The sequence below is a fragment of the Jiella pacifica genome, from assembly GCF_010500815.1.
GTDB lineage: Bacteria > Pseudomonadota > Alphaproteobacteria > Rhizobiales > Rhizobiaceae > Jiella > Jiella pacifica.
The window spans coordinates 51975-71588 of the sequence record NZ_JAAAMG010000018.1 but is presented as its reverse complement, the minus strand read 5'-3'; the positions used below and the strand labels follow the sequence as shown (position 1 = coordinate 71588).

Below are 19614 nucleotides of genomic sequence, written 5' to 3'. Positions count from 1 at the left end.
TGTCGTCGGGTTGCCGGATCACCCGATGAGCTTAAGGCAGGCTTAAGCCGGGCGGGCGAGGCGAGGGGAAACGAAGATGTGAGACGGACGAGCGAATGCGCATTCTGATCGTCGAAGACGACGAGATTCTGGGCAACGGGCTGACGGTGGGGCTTGCGATGCACGGCTTCACGCCGGACCTCGCCGTCTCGGTCGCCGAGGCCGATGCGGCGCTGCTCGCCGGCGGCTTTTCGGCGGTTGCCCTGGACGTCATGCTGCCCGACGGCAACGGCCACGACCTCCTGCGCCTGATGCGCCGGCGCGGCGACGCGACGCCCGTCCTGATGCTGACGGCGCTCGACGGCGTCGCCGACCGGATCCAGGGCCTCGACGGCGGCGCCGACGACCATCTCGGCAAGCCCTTCGACCTCGACGAACTGGCGGCGCGGCTCAGGGCGCTGGTTCGGCGCGGCGCCGGGCGGCTGACGGCGCATCTGGAGTTTGCCGGGGTGACACTCGACCCGGCACGCATGGAGGCGGCGGTGGACGATCGGGCGGTGGGCCTGTCGCGCCGGGAGTTCACCATCCTCCACGCCCTGATGGAGCATCCGGGCGCGATCCTGTCGCGGGCCCAGCTCGAAGAGCGGCTCTATGGCTTTCAGGAGGGCGTCGAGAGCAATGCGGTGGAGGTGCATGTCCATCATCTGCGGGCGAAGTTCGGCAGCCGCTTCATCGAGACGGTGCGCGGCGTCGGCTACCGGCTGCGGGAGGGCTGACCCATGCGATCGATGCGCGCCCGTCTGTTTCTCATCCTGATCGCCGCCACCGGTCTCGTCTGGCTGTCGGCGACCGCCTGGGTCTATCTGAGCACCCGTGCCGAGGTGGAGCACGTGCTCGACGCGCGGCTGATGGAGGCGGCGCGGATGGTCGCGTCGCTGATCGAGAGCCAGGAGATCGATACCGCCGTCGCTTCGCTCGACCCGGACGTCATGCCGGACCGCCGGCACAGCCCCTATGAACGCCAGCTCTCCTGCCAGATCTGGTCGCTGACCGGCACGCTGATCGGCCAGTCGGACGGAGCCCCCGCCGAGCGCCTCTCCGACCATCCGGACGGCTTTGCGGAACGCAGCATCGACGGCGACATGTGGCGCGTCTACGCCATCCGCGACGAGGCGCGTGGCGTGCAGGTGCTGGTCGGCGACAATCTCGACATCCGCGCGCGGCTGGTGCGCGACATGGTGAAGGGCCTCGCTTTGCCGATGGCGCTGGTCATGCCGGCGCTGGCGGCGATCCTGTGGTTCGGCGTCGGGCGCGGCCTCAGGCCGCTGTCGCAGCTGGCGACGGGCCTCGAGCATCGCGCCGCCGGAGACCTCCACGCCTTGCCGCAGACCGAGACGGCGTCGGAGATCCGGCCCGTCGTCACGGCGCTGAACGGCCTCTTCGGCCGGGTGGGGGAGGCCCGCGAGCGCGAGCGCCAGTTCCTCGCCTATGCCGCCCACGAATTGCGCACGCCCTTGAGCGGCCTGAAGACCCAGGCCGAGATCGCCCTGAAGGCCGACCGCCCCGAGACGCGGACCTTGGCGCTGAACCAGATCGTCACGGCGGTGGAGCGCACGGCGCGGCTGGTGCGCCAGCTCCTCGCCATGGCGGAAGCGGAGGCGGTGCCGGCAGCACACGTCGAGCCGCTGCGCCTGTCCGAGGTGGCGCGGGAGGCGGTCGCCGGCCAGGAAGCGCGGCTGACGGCCAAGGGTGGCACGCTCCGCCTCGACCCGTCCCTCGACGGAATCGAGATCGAGGCGAATGGGACGCTGCTGGCGCTGGCCTTGCGCAACCTCGTCGAGAACGCGGTCAATCATTCTCCGCCGGGCGGGACGGTGCGCCTGTCGTGGACGGGGAGAGGCGTCGCCGTCGAAGACGAAGGCCCGGGCATGCCGGAAAACGAGATCGCGCGGGCGACGAGCCGGTTCTTCCGCGGCAGCAACCATACGCCGATCGGCAGCGGGCTTGGCCTCGCCATCGTCGAAATCTGCGCCGAGAAGCTCGGCGGCCGCCTCATCCTCGGCCGCAGGAAGCCGGCTGGCCTGCGAGCTGAGTTGCAACTGGCCGGTCCTCGCGAAGGAAACCGCTCTTCCAGCCCCGGCGAGGGGGCAACCGGAAGAGTGCTCGGCGATGCGGTGGGATGAGCGCTATGCCGGCGAGGACGATCTGTTCGGCATGGAGGCGCCTCGCCGCTTCTCGTCGGTCTCGGCTCGTCACCGTCGGCCTCGTCCCGACGGAGGCTCCGCGCTCGCAAGAAGAAGCGGGCTCGACGCCCCGTTCCTCCTGCGCGATGATGCCGGACCCTGAGAGGCGTGGGAGTCGGACGACTTTTCTCCGAAGAGCCAGCGGCAATCGCCTCCGCTGGGGGAGATGAACCGCGTGGAAGAGACTGGTACCGATCGCTTCAAGACCGCCATCCTGCTGCTGGCGGCGACGGGCCTGATCGCGGGGCTCGGATTCTACTTCGCCAACCAGTCCGGCATCGCAAACCTCGTGTGGATCGCCGGGGTCGTTCCAGCACTCGCCGCGCTCCTGGTCGAAATTCTGCGCAGCTTGCGCTCCGGCGAAGTGGGGCTCGATATCGTTGCGGCCCTCTCCATGTCGGCGGCGCTCGCTTTTGGCGAGACCCTGGCGGCAGCGGTCGTCGCCGTGATGTATGCGGGCGGCACCTTTCTCGAAAGCTTCGCCGAAGGCCGCGCCCGGCGCGAAATGCGCGACCTCCTGTCCCGCGTCCCGAGGACTGCGGCCCGTTACGGGAGCGGCGGGCTGGAGGAGGTCCGCCTCGACGAGATCGCACCGGGCGACCGGCTGCTGATCCGGCAGGGCGACGTGGTGCCGGTGGACGGCACGGTGGTATCCGAGACGGCCTTCGTGGACACCTCGGCCCTGACCGGCGAATCCCTTCCGGTGCGGCTGGCGCGCGGGGTCGACGCCATGAGCGGTTCGACCAATGCGGGGGAGGCCTTCGACCTGATCGCGACGCGGCCTGCCAAGGACAGCACCTATGCCGGGATCGTCCGGCTGGTCGAGGAGGCCCAGGCCTCCAAGGCGCCGATGTCCCGGCTGGCGGATCGCTGGTCGCTGGGATTCCTGGCGGTCACGGTCGCAATCGCTTTCGCAGCCTGGTGGTTCACCGGCGATCCGATCCGGGCCGTCGCCGTGCTGGTCGTCGCCACGCCCTGTCCGCTGATCCTCGCAGTTCCGGTCGCACTGGTCGCAGGCCTATCGCGCGCAGCGCATTTCGGCGTGCTGATCAAGGGCGCCGGGCCGCTCGAGGCGATGGCGCGCATCCGCACCCTGATCCTCGACAAGACCGGCACGCTGACTGACGGACGCCCGCGGATCGTGTCGATCGACAGCCGTGACGGGAGGGGCGAGGACGAAATCCTGCGCCTCGCGGCCACGCTGGAGCAGGCCTCGAAGCATCCCGTCGCCCAAGCCATCGTTGCGGCAGCCAAAGCGCGGGGTCTCGCATTGCCGGTTCCCTCCGACGTCTCCGAATTCCCCGGCGAGGGCGTTGTGGGTACGGTCGAGGGACGAGCCGTCGTCGTGGGCGGCGAGGGGTTCGTCGCGGGGCATGTCGGGCACAACGCTGGAGACATCTCCGCTCTTCCGGCGGGCTCCGTCCTTGTCGCAATTGCGGTGGATGGCCGGATGACCGGGCATCTGGTGATGGCCGACCCGCTGCGCGATGGTGCGGGCCTGACCATCGAAGGGCTTCGACAGCAGGGGATCCAGCGCATTCTGCTCGCGACCGGTGATCGGGCCGAGGTGGCCGAGCGCGTGACGCAGGGACTCGGCCTCGACGGGCTGCGTTCCGGTCTGACTCCCGACCAGAAGGTTCTGCTGGTCCTGACCGAGCGCAAGAACGGACCAGTGATGATGGTCGGCGATGGCGTGAACGACGCGCCGGCCCTCGCCGCGGCCGATGTCGGCGTGGCGATGGGCGCACGGGGGGCTGCGGCCTCCGCCGAGGCGGCCGACGTGGTCCTTCTGGTCGACCGGATCGACCGGCTGGGGTCCGGCATGGAGATTGCCCGCGCATCGAGGCGGATCGCGGTCGAAAGCGTCGTTGCGGGGATCGGGCTTTCGGTGCTCGGCATGATCGCCGCCGCCTGCGGCTACCTTACGCCAGTGCAGGGAGCACTCCTTCAGGAGGTGATCGACGTCGCAGTGATCCTGAACGCGCTACGGGCGCTGCGCATCATGCCCCGCGAGCCCGCTCCACCGGCAACGTCGGCCGCTCCCTCTGGGCAAGCGAAGTCTCTTGAAGGAACCACTGCATGAGCCGCTTCTCGCATGACGAGATCCGCATGGTTCATTGCGCCGTCTGGTTGCGTGCTGCGGTGCTCGGCGCGAACGATGGCATCGTTTCCACCGCCAGCCTGGTTGTGGATGTGGCTTGAGTGCGCAGGTCACGACCGCTTCACTTCGCGCAGGAGTAAGAGATTTATCGCGCGCTGGGGGCGGGCTGACAATCGCCGAGCAACCGCGCATCCCTTGGCCGTAGGGCCTGCAGCCATCTGCGGCCGACGGAGCCGTCCGCGGACCGCGACGCAAATGTACGCGGTCGATCGTCCGTCTCTGCGCCCACCCGGGCGCCCGCCGCCTGAGCCCTCCTGGCACTCGCCTCGTGCCACAGCTTGATCTGGGTCAAGGCCGCCGCCCGGCGCCGCCGGCAAAGTGATGGTGTCGTCGCCTGGGCAGGGGAGATCGCCATGAGCGGTGGCCGGGGCTGCCGATCTTCTGGTCGGCGGTGCCCATGGACATTCGCGGGCGCGAGAATCCCATTCGGCGGCTTGACCCGCGACCTTCGCGACGGATCGCAGATCTGCACGCTTCTGTCGCGGAGAACGAAGCGCAAGAGCATCGAAGCCGGGTCGGCGCCCGTCGACAAGATGGCCCCAGGGGCCGGAGCGACGCCGGCGGGGTTCCCGATCCGGCAGCCACAACGCAAGGAGACGACCTATGGCCTCAATGCGAGCCGCCATCTTCATCGAGCCGAACCGCATCGTCCTCGGCGAGAAGCCGATCCCGGAGGTCGGCCCGCTCGATGCGCTGGTGAAGATCACCACGACGACGATCTGCGGCACCGACGTGCATATCCTGAAGGGCGAGTATCCGGTGGAGCGTGGGTTGACCATCGGCCACGAGCCGGTCGGCGTCATCGAGAAGCTCGGCTCGGCCGTCGAGGGGTACAGTGAGGGCCAGCGCGTCATCGCCGGCGCCATCACGCCGAGCGGCCACTCCAACGCCTGCCTGTGCGGTTGCCATTCCCAGGACGGGGCTGGCACCAGGCACGGTTTCAAGCCGATGGGCGGCTGGCGCTTCGGCAACACCATCGACGGTGCCCAGGCGGAATACCTGCTCGTTCCCGATGCGATGGCGAACCTCGCGCCGATCCCGGACGGGCTCACCGATGAGCAGGTGCTGATGTGCCCGGACATCATGTCGACCGGCTTTTCCGGCGCCGAGAGCGGCGCCGTCCGGATCGGCGATACGGTGGCGGTCTTCGCGCAGGGGCCGATCGGCCTCTGCGCGACCGCCGGCGCGAAGCTGATGGGCGCGACGACGATCATCGGGGTGGAATCGGTCCCCGCTCGGATGGAGATATCCCGCCGGATGGGCGCCGACCACGTCGTCGACTTCACCAAGGGCGACGTTGTCGAACAGATCATGGCGCTGACGGACGGGCGCGGCGTCGACGTCGCCATCGAGGCACTTGGGCGGCAGGAGACGTTCGAAGGTGCGCTGAGGGTCCTGCGGCCGGGCGGTACGCTGTCATCCCTCGGGGTCTATTCGTCCGACCTGAAGATCCCGCTCGGCGCATTTTCCGCCGGCCTGGGCGACAATAAGATCGTCACCACGCTCTGCCCCGGGGGGAAGGAGCGAATGCGGCGGCTGATGTCGGTGATCGCCTCCTCGCGGCTCGACACCCGGCCCCTGGTCACCCACCGCTTCAAGCTCGACCGGATCGAGGAGGCCTACGACCTCTTCGCCCACCAGCGAGACGGTGTCCTGAAGGTCGCGATCACGACCTGATCGCCTCGTCCCGCGTCTGTCCTTTGGCCTGGTGGCGGCTTCAGCGATCTCACAGCTCGAAACTCCGTCGGGCATATCGGCGCTGCGCAACTGCTTCTATCCGCCGGGGACAATCCGGAACCCATGAAGCGCATGCCCGTGTGAAGCGCCAAGCTGCTGACGCGCCCCGCAAGCCGTCGTAGGCGAGTGCTTCGAAGCGTTGCCGACCACGGGCCAGGTGGATGGCGGGCGGAAATCCGTCGTTCGCGGAAAGGCGGCGTGTCGCTTTTGCCGCATTTTGCGGTAACGAGGAGCCGAGCTTTTTTTGATCCGCCTTTCCGCGAGCGTCCATGACCACCATCCTTCTCGCCGCCGGCGGCACCGGCGGCCATCTGTTTCCCGCCGAGGCGCTCGCCCATGAGCTGATTGCCCGCGGCTACACCGTCGAACTCGTCACCGACGAGCGGGCGGGGCGTTTTGCCGAGCGGTTTCCGGTGCAGGAGGTTCACCGCGTCCGCTCGGCCACCTTCGCCTCGAAGAACCCTTTCGCGGTGGCGAAGTCGATGTGGACCCTCTGGCGCGGCTTTCGCGAGTCGGGTGCGCTGGTGCGCAAGCTGAGGCCCGCTGTGGTCGTCGGCTTCGGCGGCTATCCGACCGTGCCGCCGCTGATGGCGGCGATCCGCGCCGGTCGCCCGACCATCATCCACGAACAGAATGCGGTCATGGGTCGGGCGAACAAGTTCCTCGCGCCGCGGGTCGATAAGATCGCCGCCGGCATCCCCCAGGAGAAGGCGTCCGAAGCATTCGCCGGCAAGATCACCGTCACCGGAAATCCGGTGCGCCCCGCGGTGATCGAAGCGGCGAAGACGGCCTACGAGCCGGCGGGACCGGACGAGACCTTCGATCTCGTCGTCTTCGGCGGCAGCCAGGGCGCGGCGTTCTTCTCCGAGGCTGTCCCCAAGGCCATCGCATGCCTGCCGGATGGCGTCCGGCGACGCCTGAAGGTCACCCAACAGGCGAGGGCGGAAGACGAGGCGCGGGTGCGCGCCTTCTATGGCGAACGGGGCATCCCAGCCGAAGTCTCGCCGTTCTTCGCCGACATGGCGGCGCGAATCGGCTCCGCCCATCTCGTCGTCAGCCGGTCTGGCGCCTCGACCGTCTCTGAGATCGCCGTGATCGGCCGCCCGGCCATCCTGGTGCCGTTCCCCTATGCCCTCGATCACGACCAGGCGGCCAATGCCGCCAAGATCGAGGCCGCCGGCGGGGCGATCGTCGCGGCACAGGCGGAGTTGACGCCGGAGCGTCTCGCCGCTCTCATCCAAGGCATTGCCGAAGACACGCGGCGCGCCGCGGCCATGGCGGAGGCCGCGAAGGCAACGGGCCTGCCGAACGCCGCCGCCTTGCTCGCCGACCTCGTTGCCTCTATGCCCGGCGTGAGCGAAAATCGTTGAAACGCCAACGCAAATGAGGAAACTGCCATGAAGATGCCGCCGAATATCGGGCCGGTGCATTTCATCGGGATCGGCGGCATCGGCATGAGCGGGATCGCCGAGGTGCTGGTCAATCTCGGCTATACGGTCCAGGGCTCCGACCAGAGCGAGAACGCCAACGTCCAGCGCCTGCGCGAAAAGGGCGTGACCGTCCATATCGGCCACTCAGCGGACAATCTCGGGACGGCCGAGGTGGTCGTCGTGTCGACAGCCATCCGCCGCAGCAATCCGGAGCTGTCGGCGGCGCGCGAGCGGCTGCTGCCGATCGTGCGGCGCGCCGAGATGCTGGCCGAGCTGATGCGCTTCCGCCAGGCGATCGCCATTGGCGGGACCCACGGCAAGACCACCACCACCTCGATGGTCGCGACGCTGCTCGACGCCGGCGGCATGGACCCGACCGTGGTCAATGGCGGCATCATCAACGCCTACGGAACCAATGCCCGGATGGGCGGCGGCGACTGGATGGTGGTGGAGGCCGACGAGAGCGACGGCACCTTCCTGAAACTTCCGGCCGACGTCGCGGTGGTCACCAACATCGATCCCGAGCATCTCGACCATTACGGCACGTTCGATGCCGTGCGCGCGGCGTTCCGCGCCTTCGTCGAGAATGTACCCTTCTACGGCTTCGCCGTGATGTGCCTCGACCACCCGGAGGTGCAGACCCTCGTCGGAGAGATCGAGGACCGGCGAGTCATCACCTATGGCGAGAACCTGCAGGCCGACATGCGCTTCGAGAATCTGCGCTTCGAGCCCGGCAAGTCGCTCTTCGACGTCACCTTGCGCGACCGGGTGACGGGGAAGATCGAGAAGATCGCAGACCTCGCACTCCCGATGCCGGGCCGCCACAACGTCTCCAATGCGACCGCGGCGATCGCCGTTGCCCACCGCCTCGGCATTTCGGCAGACGCCATCCGCAGGGGCATTGCGGGCTTCGGCGGGGTGAAGCGTCGCTTCACGCTGACGGGGGTCGTCGGGGGCATTTCCGTCTATGACGACTACGGCCATCATCCGGTCGAGATCCGCGCGGTGCTCGCTGCTGCCCGTGCCTCTGCGCCGGGGCGGGTCGTCGCCATCGTGCAGCCGCATCGCTACTCGCGCCTGCAGTCGTTGTTCGCCGACTTCGCCTCGTGCTTCAACGATGCCGACACGGTGGTCGTCGCGCCGGTCTATGCCGCCGGCGAGGAGCCGATCCCCTTCGTCAGCTCCGAGCTCTTGGTCGAGCGGCTGAAGCTCGGCGGCCATCGCGATGCCCGTCTGATCGACGGCCCGGAGGAGATCGCGCCGCTCGTCAAGCAACTCGCGGATGCCGGCGACATGGTCGTCTTCCTCGGCGCGGGTTCGATCACGGCCTGGGCCTATGCGCTGCCCAAGGAATTGGAGAAGCTCGGCCTCGGCCGCGAGGACGGCGCCGCATGACGCTGCTCGATCGTCTGGGCGACCGGCTGGCGGGATTGCGGGGCAGGCTCAAGCCGGATGCCGAGATGTCCAAGCTCACCTGGTTCCAGGTGGGCGGCCCGGCCGACCTTCTGTTCCAGCCGGCGGACGAAGACGACCTCGCACTGTTTCTCGAGCGGCTGCCGGACGAAATCCCGGTGCTCGTCGTCGGGGTCGGTTCGAACCTTCTGGTGCGCGACGGCGGCATCGAAGGCGTGGTGATCCGGCTGTCGGCCAAAGGGTTCGGCAACGTCGAGCAGCGGTCGGACACGATGCTCTTCGCCGGCGCGGCCCTGCCGGACAAGCGGCTCGCCGCGGCGGCCCTCGAAGCCGGCATCGGCGGCTTTCATTTCTACCACGGCATTCCCGGTGCGCTCGGCGGCGCGCTGCGCATGAACGCCGGCGCCAACGTTGTCGAGACGATGGAGCGCGTCGTCGAGGTTCATGCGCTCGACCGCAGGGGGCGGCGTCATGTCCTGACCAATGCGGAGATGGGCTACTCCTATCGCCACTCCGAAGCCGCGCGCGATCTCATCTTCACCGGCGCCGTCTTCGAAGGATATCCGGCCGACCGGGACGAGATCCGCGCGAAGATGGACGAGGTCCAGACCCATCGCGAGACCGTCCAGCCGATTCGTGAAAAAACCGGGGGGTCGACCTTCAAGAATCCGGCGGGCTCCTCCGCCTGGAAGGAGATCGACAAGGCCGGCTGCCGGGGGCTCACCATCGGCGGTGCGCAGATGTCCGAGATGCATTGCAACTTCATGATCAACACCGGCGCGGCCACCGGCTTCGATCTGGAGTCTCTCGGCGAGACCGTGCGCGAGCGGGTGCGGGAAAGCTCGAGCCTCTTGCTCGAGTGGGAGATCAAGCGGCTGGGCCGCTTTGCCCCGGGCAGGGTGGTGGAGCCGGCCGAGAGTCGGTGAGGATTCGGCTCCTTTTTCGCCGTCGGGAATCGGCGGATGGCGGCTGCTCGTCACGTGCTGCCGGGGCACCGGCACGTTTATTCGGTGCTGAGCGTATATCGATCGCAACTCTGCTCTCTTCGCAAGAACTCGGCGCGATGGCGCGCGGGCCGTGTTTGATCCCGAGGCCGTCAGGGTGATGAGGTCCGTCTGACACATCCCTATTCGCCTCCGCCAGCGGCGTTGACGTAAGCGTCAGCCAAGACTTTTTTGATGTTGGATTGCAAGTTCATAGAGAATACTGAACACACCGTCTTTGACGTATTCGTAAGCGGTCATTTCTGTCACATTTCCGCCACGCAGCGTGCGGAATTGTGTCCGGAGCACCCCGATTTCCCTGATCCCTCGCGACCGATCCCGCCGGTTTTGGTCACGCTATTCCCATCATGAAAGTATATTATAACGTAACTAATTCATCGGAGGCCGCTTTTATTAAGACTTGCAAGAATAATTGTGGCGATTCGACCATTCATCCCATGTACCCACCTCGTCAGTTTTGCACTAGGCTGTATGGATTGGATGACGCCATGCAACGCCGAAACAGGCCGGGCGTCGGAAGAGTGGGGGGAATTCATGCCAATCCATCGCAAGAGCATTTCAGTCGCGCTCGTCCTCGCGGCAGCGTGCAGCACCACGGCGTTCGCCGGCGGGTTTCAACGCGGCACCGCAGACACGGACATCCTGTTCGAGCCGGGCACCATGAACACGCGCGTCAGCCTGACTTATGTCGATCCGCAGCGTGGCTTGACGTCGATCAACGGGCAGGACGGCGACTTCGGCGACTACACCGGTGACTACCTGATCCCGAACTATTCGGTTTCCTTCGGCAACGAAGTGTTCGGCTGCGCCGGGACTGCAACGGAATCCTTCGCCGCCAACGCCGACTACTCCGGTGCGCCGGGCGGCGCGCTGCCGAGCCAAGTCAGTTCGACGCAGAGCACGTCGACGGCCGATCGGCTTGACTTCGCAACGGCGACCTCGATCTCGCAAACTCAGCGGTTGGCGTTCGAATCTCAGGAACTCGGTCTGACCTGCCGTGTCAGTTACCAGGCCGATTCGGGCCGTTACAGTCTGCTCGGTGGCGTCTTCGTCGAGGACTTCCACTTCGAGGGGACCAGTTTCGGGACCATTACGAGAGGCCCCCAGGCAGGCCTCCGCACCCGCGTGGAGGTCGAAAGCGACGGGGGCTATAAGGCTGGTTTCCGCATCGGAGCGGCTTACGAAATTCCGGAATATGCTCTGCGCATCCAAGCGATGTACCGGTCTGAGGTGAAACACGACGACATTACGGGCGATGGCACCGTCACGTTCCTCAATGCGCCGATAACGCCAATTACCGTCGAATCGGCTCTCAGCGAGGCGACCAGTCCGCAGTTCGTCGACATCAAAGCCCAGACCGGCATCGCCCCCGGCTGGCTGCTGCTCGGCTCTTTCCGCTGGACCGACTGGTCGACCAATGAGGTGAGCGTCAGCTCGATCTCCAATCCGAACTTCGGTATCTCCTCGTCTTCCTACGCCCCCTATCACTGGCGCGACGGCTACACAGCCCAGATCGGCGTCGGCCATGCCTTCAACGACCAGATCTCCGCTGCCGTGGCCGTCGGCTACGACAGCGGTGTGTCGACGGGCGCGGAGACGACCTACACCGACCTCTACACCCTCTCCGGTGGCGTTTCGTTCAAGGCCAACAAGATGGCCGAGCTGCGCTTCGGCGGCCTCGTCGGCTACTGGACGAGCGGCGACCAATCGACCTCGCAGGACAGCTACTACAATGCCACGGTCGGCGACGACATGGTCTATGGCATCAACGCATCGCTGAGACTCACCTTCTGAAGCGAGATACGCATCCGGCATAAGCCGGGATTGCTCGCAGACACTGTGGCAGATTTACCATCCATTGAAGGCGCGCCGCCTCGGCGCGCCTTTTTCGTTGAGCAATAAAAGGTTCCAGCGACTTTCTGCGAAAAATGCCGTGTGCTTTCACCGCAACACTATTGCAACCCTGCACCGGCTATAGTCGGAGAGACGGCACTGGCGCCCCGTTGCCGCCACAAAACGCCGTCACCCGATCCTGGCCGATGTTTCGCCGGAATCGGCTGAAAGACGAGGGGGAAGACATGGACGTCAAATCGATCGACAAATCGCGGCTGCCGAGCCGCCATGTGACCGAGGGACCGGAGCGCGCGCCGCATCGCTCCTATCTCTACGCCATGGGTTTGACGGACAAGCAAATTCACCAGCCGCTGGTCGGTGTCGCGACGGCCTGGAACGAGGCCGCGCCCTGCAATATCTCGCTGCAGCGCCAGGCCCAGGCGGTCAAGAAGGGCGTCGCCGCCAATCGCGGCACGCCGCGCGAATTCGCCACCATCACCGTCACCGACGGCATCGCCATGGGCCATGCCGGCATGAAGTCCTCGCTCGCCAGCCGCGACGTGATCGCCGATTCGGTCGAGTTGACGATGCGCGGCCATTCCTATGACGCGATGGTCGCCATGGCCGGCTGCGACAAGAGCCTGCCGGGCATGATGATGTCGATGATCCGGCTCAACGTGCCGTCGATCTTCATCTATGGCGGCTCCATCCTGCCCGGCCGCTACAAGGGCCGCGACATCGTCGTTCAGGATCTCTTCGAGGCGGTCGGCCTGCATTCGGTCGGCAAGATGGACGACGTGACGCTCGACGAGATGGAGCGTGTGGCCTGTCCGTCGGCCGGTTCCTGCGGCGGCCAGTACACCGCCAACACCATGGCCATGGTCGCCGAGGCGATCGGCCTGGCGCTGCCCTATAGCTGCGGCGCGCCGGCGCCCTACGAGATCCGCGACGCCTTCTGCTCGATGGCTGGCGAGCAGGTGATGGTGCTTCTGGAGCAGAACCTCCGGCCGCGCGACATCGTCACCCGCAAGGCGTTCGAAAACGCCGCAATGACGGTGGCCGCGACCGGCGGCTCGACCAATGCGGCGCTGCACCTGCCGGCGATGGCGCATGAGGCCGGCATCGAGTTCGACCTCTTCGACGTCGGCGAGATCTTCCGCAAGACCCCCTATATCGGCGATCTGAAGCCCGGCGGCAAATACGTCGCCAAGGACCTGTTCGAGGCTGGCGGCATCCCCTTGGTGATGAAGGCGCTGCTCGACGGCGGGTTCCTGCACGGCGACTGCATGACGGTCACCGGCAAGACCGTTGCCGAAAATCTCGCCAACGTGAAGTGGAACGAGGACCAGGATGTCGTCCGTCCGACGTCGAACCCGATTTCCACCACGGGCGGCGTCGTTTCGCTCAAGGGTAATCTCGCACCCGACGGCGCGATCGTGAAGATCGCAGGACTCAAGAACCTGCGTTTCGTCGGTCCGGCCCGCGTTTTCGACAATGAGGAAGAATGCTTCAAGTGCGTCGACAAGCGCGAGTTCAAGGAAGGCGAGGTGCTGGTGATCCGCTATGAGGGGCCGAAGGGCGGCCCCGGCATGCGTGAGATGCTGTCCACCACGGCTTCCCTCTACGGCCAGGGCATGGGCGACAAGGTCGCGCTGATCACCGATGGGCGCTTCTCCGGCGCGACGCGCGGCTTCTGCATCGGCCATGTGGGCCCGGAGGCAGCCGTCGGCGGTCCGATCGCCCTGATCAAGGACGGTGACATGATCACCCTCGACGCCACCACGGGCGAGATCTCGGTGGACGTCAGCGAGGAGGAGTTCGGCCGGCGCAGGGCCGACTGGGCACCGCGTGAGACCGAGTATCCCACCGGCGCCATCTGGAAATATGCGCAGCAGGTCGGCACGGCCCGCAAGGGCGCGGTGACCCATCCGGGCGGCACTGCGGAAAAGCACTGCTATGCAGACATTTAAGGGACGTCTTCTGGCTCTCGCTCTGGCCTCGGCAGCGTTGCTGTCGTTCGGCCAGGGCGCCCTGGCGCTCGATCCGGACGCGCAGGTCAACCCGGATGCGGGGCCGCTCGAGCTGTTTTCGTTCGGCTTCAAGGCCTATAAGCGCGGCGAGAAGCTCGAGGCCTTCGAAGCATTGCGCTACGCCGCCGACAAGGGTCATCCCGGGGCCCGCTGGAAGCTCGGCAAGATGTATGCCGAGGGCGACGGCGTGCCCGAGAACGACTACGAGGCGTTCAAGATCTTCGAGCAGATCGTTCGCGACCAGGATGACGAGACCGGCAACTACTCGAACGCCGCCTATGTCGCGAGCGCCGTCGTCGCCTTGGCCGACTATCTCCGGCTGGGGATCACGAACAGCCCGGTGACGGTGGACCTGCCGCGGGCGCGGCAGTTCTATTTCCACGCCGCATCGTTCTTCGGCGACGCCAAGGCGCAGTTCGAACTCGGGCGGATGCTGCTCAACGGCGAGGGTGGCCGTGCCAATCCCCGCCAGGCGGCGAGGTGGCTCAACCTTGCTGCCGAAAAGGGCCATGTCGGCGCCGAGGCGCTGCTCGGCTATCTGCTCTTCGACGGCAAGACGATTTCGCTGAGGCCCGAGCCGGTGCGCGGTCTCGCCATGCTGACGATGGCGCTGAAGGATGCTGGCGCGAGCGATCAGCAATGGATCCGCCCGCTGCAGGAAGAGACGTTCTCGGTGGCCAGCGAAGACGTGCGGCGGCAGGCTCAGGCCTATGTCGACCGGCAGGTGGGGCCGACGGCGGGCGCGGTGGTGAGCGCCAACAACTGACGGGCCTCAAGCCCCGAGCTGGATCATCACCGGCACGTGGTCGGATGGCTTCTCCCAGCCGCGGACATGCTTGTCGATGCCGGCGGAGACCAGCCGGTCCTGCACCTCGGGCGAGACCAGGAGATGGTCGATGCGGATGCCGTTGTTCTTCTGCCAGGCGCCGGCCTGATAGTCCCAGAACGTATAGATCTTGGCTTCGTCGGTCGTCAGGCGGACGGCATCGGCGAGGCCGAGATTGACCAACCGGCGCAGCGCCGCGCGGCTTTCCGGCTGGAACAGCGCGTCGCCGAGCCAGGCCTGCGGGTTCGCCACGTCGATCGGCATCGGGATGACGTTGTAGTCGCCTGCCAGGACGAGATCCTCCTCACCGTCCATGAGCGACTTCGCATGGGCGATCAGCCGGTCCATCCAGGCGAGCTTGTAGGCGAATTTCTCCGTGCCGAGCGGATTGCCGTTAGGCAGGTAGATCGAGGCGACGCGCAGCCGCCGTCCGCCCAGGATCCAAAGCCCTTCGATGTAGCGGGACTGCTCGTCGGCCTCGTCGCCCGGCAGGCCGCGCAGCACCGAGGCCGGCTTCGTCTTGGAGAGCAGGGCGACGCCGTTGAAGCCCTTCTGTCCATGGGTCTCGACGTGATAGCCGAGTGCCTCGATCGCAGCTCTCGGGAAAGTCTCGTCGACGGACTTGATCTCCTGCAGGCAGGCAATGTCGGGCGAGGCGGCTTCGAGCCAGGCGAGAAGGGCGTCGAGACGCGCCTTGACGCCATTGATGTTCCAGGTGGCGATCAGCATCCGGCGCGGTCAGATCGAGAAGGAGGTGCCGCAGCCGCAGGAGGCGACGGCGTTCGGATTGCGGATCTGGAAGGACTGGCCCATCAGGTCGTCGACGAAATCGACCACCGAGCCTTCCAGATAGACCAGCGACACCGGATCGACGACGACGCGGGCGCCATCGCGCTCGATCATCAGGTCGTCGGCCTCCCGCTCGTCGGTCAGGTCGTATTTGTAGGAAAAGCCCGAGCAGCCGCCGCCCTCGACGGAGATGCGCAGGCTCCGACCGCTCTCGGACTTCGAAAGGATCGAGGAAATCCGCCGGATCGCGCTGTCCGACAGGACCACCGGCTGGGAAAGTGTCTCGCTCATCTGATCGACGACGCCGCGTTTCCGCCTCGCGCCGCTCCTTGTTTGCTACAGACCCATTAGTTATGGATGCCGGCATGGCCGGTCAATCGCCACGACGGGGCAGGGAAGCGAAACAGGGTCATGACGGAGCGTTCGATCATACGACCGGACCTGCCGCTCGGCCGGTCGATCTATGGCGAGGACCCTGCCGCGTCGCGCGGGCGGCTCGTCGCCGAGCATGCCAGCCCGACCCGCACACCCTTCCAGCGCGACCGCGACCGCATCGTCCACTCCGCCGCCTTTCGCCGGTTGAAGCACAAGACCCAGGTCTTCGTGCCCTATGAGGGCGACACCTACCGCACGCGCCTGACCCATACGATCGAGGTTTCGCAGGTCGCCCGAGCCCTGGCGCGGGCCTTCGGGCTCGACGAGGACCTGACCGAGGCGGTGGCGCTCGTCCACGATTTCGGCCACACACCTTTCGGCCATGCCGGCGAGCGGGCGCTCGACCGGAAGATGAAGGCCTTCGGCGGCTTCGACCACAACGCCCAGTCGCTGCGGATCGTGACGACGCTGGAGCGCCGCTATGCCGATTTCGACGGGCTGAACCTCGCCTTCGAGACCCTGGAGGGGCTCGTCAAGCATAACGGCCCGTTGACCGGCCCGCATGCCCGGGTCCCCCATCCCGTTCCCCGGCCGATCCTCGACTTCGACGCCCTCCTGCCGCTCGGCCTCGATCGCTTCGCCGATCTCGAAGCCCAGGCGGCGGCGATTTCCGACGACATCGCCTACAACACCCACGACCTCGACGATGGGCTGAGGGCGGGGCTGATCGAGCTTGCCGACATCGAGGGCCTCGATCTGGCCGGCTCGATCCTTCGCGAGGTGCGCGGCAAATATCCGGCCCTCGACCCGTCCCGAACGATCCACGAGATCATGCGCCGCCATATCACCCGCCTCGTCGAGGACGTCATCTCGGAGACGGCGAAGGGGCTCGCCGAGATCGATCCCCGAAGTGCCGACGACGTCCGCGATGCCGGGCGGCAGATCGTCCGGTTTTCGCCGGCGATGGTGATGGCCGTCGATCAGACGCGGCGCTTCCTGTTCGAGCGGGTCTATCGCTGCGAGAGCGTCATGCGGGTGATGCGCGAGGCCGAAGGCGTGGTCGAAGCGCTGTTCGACCGGTTCCACGAACGGCCTGATCTCATGCCGCGGGATTGGGCGGTCGGCGTCGGGGCGCTTTCCCAGGAGCGGCTGACGCGGCGTATCGCCGACTATCTCTCCGGCATGACCGATACCTACGCGATCAACGAGTACAGGCGCCTGTTTGACGCGGTGCCGCAATTGCGCTAGCCGCCGGACCGCGGCAGGTCGACGGATGGACGCAGACGGGCCTTCGGGGCGCGAGGGGGCGGCGCGACGCTACGGCCTGCCGAATGCGGCGGCGGTCGCATCCCCGGCACCGAAGAGGCCTATATCCGATGTCTCCCGCCATCCGAAATGACCGCCACCCGCCTCACGGAGAAATCGATCGATGAACATCTTTGCCGACTTCGAAGACCGGGTGAAGAACGCGGTGAAAGCGATTGTTCCCGCTGGCGAAGAGATCGATCTCTCCAAGCTGGCGGTCGAACCACCGCGCGATGCCGCCCATGGCGATCTCGCCACCAACGCGGCGATGGTGCTGGCCAAGGGGCTTGCCATGAAGCCGCGCGATCTGGCCGAGAAGATCGCCGAAGGCCTGCGCGCTGATTCTGACGTCGAGAGCGTCGCCATCGCCGGGCCTGGGTTCATCAACATGACGCTGAAGCAGGCCTTCTGGACGGCCCATCTGAGGCTGCTGCTCGCGGCGGACCGGAGCTACGGTCGCGGCGCCCCGACCGGCCGCAAGGTCAATGTCGAATACGTTTCGGCCAACCCCACCGGGCCGATGCATGTCGGTCATTGTCGCGGCGCCGTCGTCGGCGACGTGATCGCCCGGCTGCTCGACTTCGCCGGCGACGCGGTGACCAAGGAATACTACATCAACGACGCCGGCGAGCAGGTTTCCGTCCTCGCCCGCTCCGCCTTCCTGCGCTACCGCGAGGCGTTGGGCGAAGAGATCGGCGACATCCCCGCCGGCCTTTATCCCGGCGACTATCTCGTGCCGGTCGGCAAGGCGCTCGCCGAGGAATACGGCGAAACGCTGGTGAAGATGGACGAGGCCGAGTGGTTGCCCATCGTCCGCGACCGGGCGATCGATGCGATGATGGCGATGATCCGCGCCGACCTGAAGCTTCTCGGCGTCGAGCACGACGTGTTCTTCTCCGAGCGGACGCTGCATGAAGGCAATGGCGGCAAGATCGCCGCGACGATCGCCGACCTGCGGGCCAAGGGCTTCATCTATCAGGGCACGCTACCGCCGCCGAAGGGTCAGCTGCCGGAGGATTGGGAGGACCGTGAGCAGACGCTGCTGCGTTCCACCGAAGTAGGCGACGACCAGGACCGGCCGCTGGTGAAGTCGAGCGGCGCCTACACCTATTTCGCCGCCGACGTCGCCTATTTCCGCGACAAGTTCGAGCGCGGCTTTTCCGAGATGATCTATGTCCTCGGTGCCGACCATGGCGGCTACGTCAAGCGGCTGGAGGCGGTGGCGCGGGCGATCTCCGGCGGCTCGGCCGTCGCCGATTGCGTCCTGTGCAACCTGGTGAAGCTCTATCGCGACGGCGAGCCGGTGAAGATGTCGAAGCGCTCCGGCGACTTCGTCACGCTCGCCGAGGTGGTCGAGGAGGTCGGCCGCGATCCCGTCCGCTTCATGATGCTCTATCGCAAGAGCGACGCGCCGCTCGATTTCGACTTCAGGAAAGTTACTGAACAGTCGAAAGACAATCCGGTTTTCTACGTCCAGTATGCCCATGCGCGGACCGCGGCGATCTTCCGCCAGGCGGCCGAGAGCAAAATCGCTTTGCCGGCCTGGGACAAGGTCGATTTGGCGACGCTTGAGGGTCTCACCGACGTCGGCGAGATCGGCCTTCTGCGCAAGCTCGCGGAGTTCCCCCGGCTCGTCCGCCAGGCGGCCGACGCCAAGGAGCCGCATCGCCTGGCCTTCTATCTCAACGACCTCGCGGCCGCATTCCACGCCCAGTACAACCGTGGAAAGGATATGCCTGAGTTACGGTTTGTTAACCAGAATGAGCAAGAACTGTCGGTAGCGAGGCTTGGACTCGTCAAAGCGGTCGCGACCGTTCTGTCCGTCGGTCTCGATCTGATCGGCGCCGATGCGCCGAACGAAATGCGCTAGATCATCACGCTTTGGCCAATTTCCTCGCCTAGCCATCGAATCCGTGGGGGTAGGGACCTCCATGAGGGGAAGAGCGGGGATATACATGTCGCTGGGGGACCACAACGGTTCCGCCCGTCAGGGCGGGCAGTCGTTCGACGCCGAACTCGCCGACCCGTTCGAAGAGCTCGCGCGCATTCTCGAAGGATCGGCTGCGACGCCGGGCACAACGGGTTCCGGCCGTGTCGAGCCCATGGTCGTGGCGCCGGCTCAGCTTCCTGCGAGGCCAGCTGCTGCGGGAAGCACGGCGGCGCCGCCCGCCCCGTCTCAGCCTGACGAAGCCCCGTCGAGCGACGAGGCCGACGCCTTCGACGAAAGCGCGATGAATGCGGCGCTGACGCAGGAATTGTCCGACGCTCTCGAGCTCGCCGTCTCCGACATGGAGACGCTCCCGACAGATGGCGTCGGATCAAACGATCGAGGCGCCGAGGCGCCGACGAGCGATCTCAACACCGCCAACGGAATTCTCGCGCCTGCCGGTGCCAATGCGGCGAAGGCGGCAGCGCCCGTCGCTCAGCCCGCGTCTGCCGGGCAGCCCGCAGCAACGACGCCAACCCCGGCAGCGGCGGCACCTGCCGTG

Annotated in this window: 14 protein-coding genes and 1 pseudogene; 13 read left to right on the top strand and 2 right to left on the bottom strand. The window is 66.6% G+C overall.

Features of this window, described 5'->3' with window-relative positions:
• The first annotated feature begins 95 nt into the window (after window positions 1-95).
• The 11 genes and pseudogenes from GTK09_RS19320 (at window position 96) to GTK09_RS19270 (ending at window position 14596) form a co-directional block, all read left to right on the top strand.
• Complete coding sequence (locus tag GTK09_RS19320) at window positions 96-755, top strand: winged helix-turn-helix domain-containing protein (protein WP_163465074.1); 660 nt, start codon at window positions 96-98, stop codon at window positions 753-755.
• 3 nt (window positions 756-758) lie between these two features.
• Window positions 759-2162, top strand: coding sequence for an ATP-binding protein (locus tag GTK09_RS19315; protein ID WP_163465073.1), 1404 nt, complete (start codon window positions 759-761; stop codon window positions 2160-2162).
• A gap of 235 nt (window positions 2163-2397) precedes the next feature.
• A complete protein-coding gene (locus GTK09_RS19310) occupies window positions 2398-4305 on the top strand; it encodes a heavy metal translocating P-type ATPase (RefSeq protein ID WP_312869926.1) in 1908 nt (635 codons plus the stop codon).
• Window positions 4302-4421, top strand: a pseudogene (locus GTK09_RS19305) (VIT1/CCC1 transporter family protein); the annotation flags it as partial. The gene GTK09_RS19310 and the pseudogene GTK09_RS19305, both read left to right, overlap by 4 nt.
• A 565-nt stretch (window positions 4422-4986) precedes the next feature.
• Window positions 4987-6060, top strand: a complete 1074-nt coding sequence (locus GTK09_RS19300; protein ID WP_163465071.1) for an NAD(P)-dependent alcohol dehydrogenase — start codon at window positions 4987-4989, stop codon at window positions 6058-6060.
• Between the two features lie 329 nt (window positions 6061-6389).
• A complete protein-coding gene (gene murG / locus GTK09_RS19295; RefSeq protein WP_163465070.1) occupies window positions 6390-7490 on the top strand; it encodes an undecaprenyldiphospho-muramoylpentapeptide beta-N-acetylglucosaminyltransferase in 1101 nt (366 codons plus the stop codon).
• 27 nt (window positions 7491-7517) lie between these two features.
• The gene (gene murC, locus GTK09_RS19290; RefSeq protein WP_163465069.1) at window positions 7518-8945 is read left to right on the top strand and encodes a UDP-N-acetylmuramate--L-alanine ligase; all 1428 of its coding nucleotides are present in this window, start codon (window positions 7518-7520) and stop codon (window positions 8943-8945) included.
• A complete protein-coding gene (murB, locus tag GTK09_RS19285) occupies window positions 8942-9889 on the top strand; it encodes a UDP-N-acetylmuramate dehydrogenase (protein ID WP_163465068.1) in 948 nt (315 codons plus the stop codon). The genes murC and murB overlap by 4 nt, the downstream gene beginning before the upstream one ends.
• Before the next feature lie 558 nt (window positions 9890-10447).
• Window positions 10448-11761 carry a long-chain fatty acid transporter gene (locus GTK09_RS19280; protein ID WP_246218005.1) on the top strand — a complete coding sequence of 438 codons (1314 nt, stop codon included), beginning with the start codon at window positions 10448-10450 and terminating at the stop codon, window positions 11759-11761.
• 284 nt (window positions 11762-12045) lie between these two features.
• Window positions 12046-13770, top strand: a complete 1725-nt coding sequence (ilvD, locus tag GTK09_RS19275; RefSeq protein ID WP_163465067.1) for a dihydroxy-acid dehydratase — start codon at window positions 12046-12048, stop codon at window positions 13768-13770.
• Window positions 13757-14596, top strand: a complete 840-nt coding sequence (locus GTK09_RS19270) for a tetratricopeptide repeat protein (protein ID WP_163465066.1) — start codon at window positions 13757-13759, stop codon at window positions 14594-14596. Before ilvD ends, GTK09_RS19270 begins: the two co-directional genes overlap by 14 nt.
• A 6-nt stretch (window positions 14597-14602) precedes the next feature.
• Here the strand turns inward: GTK09_RS19270 and xth are convergent, their stop codons facing one another.
• Together xth and erpA are read right to left on the bottom strand one after the other, a co-directional pair.
• Window positions 14603-15385, bottom strand: coding sequence for an exodeoxyribonuclease III (gene xth, locus GTK09_RS19265; RefSeq protein ID WP_163465065.1), 783 nt, complete (start codon window positions 15383-15385; stop codon window positions 14603-14605).
• Between the two features lie 9 nt (window positions 15386-15394).
• A complete protein-coding gene (erpA, locus tag GTK09_RS19260; RefSeq protein ID WP_163465064.1) occupies window positions 15395-15736 on the bottom strand; it encodes an iron-sulfur cluster insertion protein ErpA in 342 nt (113 codons plus the stop codon).
• A 120-nt stretch (window positions 15737-15856) separates the two neighbouring features.
• On the opposite strand from erpA, the gene GTK09_RS19255 reads away from it, so the two are divergent.
• Both GTK09_RS19255 and argS read left to right on the top strand, forming a co-directional pair.
• Window positions 15857-17068 carry a deoxyguanosinetriphosphate triphosphohydrolase gene (locus GTK09_RS19255; RefSeq protein WP_163465063.1) on the top strand — a complete coding sequence of 404 codons (1212 nt, stop codon included), beginning with the start codon at window positions 15857-15859 and terminating at the stop codon, window positions 17066-17068.
• Between the two features lie 181 nt (window positions 17069-17249).
• On the top strand, window positions 17250-18995 hold the full coding sequence (gene argS, locus GTK09_RS19250; protein ID WP_163465062.1) for an arginine--tRNA ligase: 1746 nt from the start codon (window positions 17250-17252) through the stop codon (window positions 18993-18995).
• Window positions 18996-19614 lie beyond the last annotated feature (619 nt).

Coding starts and splice junctions, on each gene's coding strand:
- GTK09_RS19300 (WP_163465071.1), top strand. CDS start 4,987: ATGGCCTCAATGCGAGCCGCCATCTTCATCGAGCCGAACCGCATCGTC.
- murG (WP_163465070.1), top strand. CDS start 6,390: ATGACCACCATCCTTCTCGCCGCCGGCGGCACCGGCGGCCATCTGTTT.
- murC (WP_163465069.1), top strand. CDS start 7,518: ATGAAGATGCCGCCGAATATCGGGCCGGTGCATTTCATCGGGATCGGC.
- murB (WP_163465068.1), top strand. CDS start 8,942: ATGACGCTGCTCGATCGTCTGGGCGACCGGCTGGCGGGATTGCGGGGC.
- GTK09_RS19270 (WP_163465066.1), top strand. CDS start 13,757: ATGCAGACATTTAAGGGACGTCTTCTGGCTCTCGCTCTGGCCTCGGCA.
- argS (WP_163465062.1), top strand. CDS start 17,250: ATGAACATCTTTGCCGACTTCGAAGACCGGGTGAAGAACGCGGTGAAA.
- xth (WP_163465065.1), bottom strand. CDS start 15,385: ATGCTGATCGCCACCTGGAACATCAATGGCGTCAAGGCGCGTCTCGAC.
- GTK09_RS19315 (WP_163465073.1), top strand. CDS start 759: ATGCGATCGATGCGCGCCCGTCTGTTTCTCATCCTGATCGCCGCCACC.
- GTK09_RS19255 (WP_163465063.1), top strand. CDS start 15,857: ATGACGGAGCGTTCGATCATACGACCGGACCTGCCGCTCGGCCGGTCG.
- ilvD (WP_163465067.1), top strand. CDS start 12,046: ATGGACGTCAAATCGATCGACAAATCGCGGCTGCCGAGCCGCCATGTG.
- GTK09_RS19320 (WP_163465074.1), top strand. CDS start 96: ATGCGCATTCTGATCGTCGAAGACGACGAGATTCTGGGCAACGGGCTG.
- GTK09_RS19280 (WP_246218005.1), top strand. CDS start 10,448: ATGACGCCATGCAACGCCGAAACAGGCCGGGCGTCGGAAGAGTGGGGG.
- erpA (WP_163465064.1), bottom strand. CDS start 15,736: ATGAGCGAGACACTTTCCCAGCCGGTGGTCCTGTCGGACAGCGCGATC.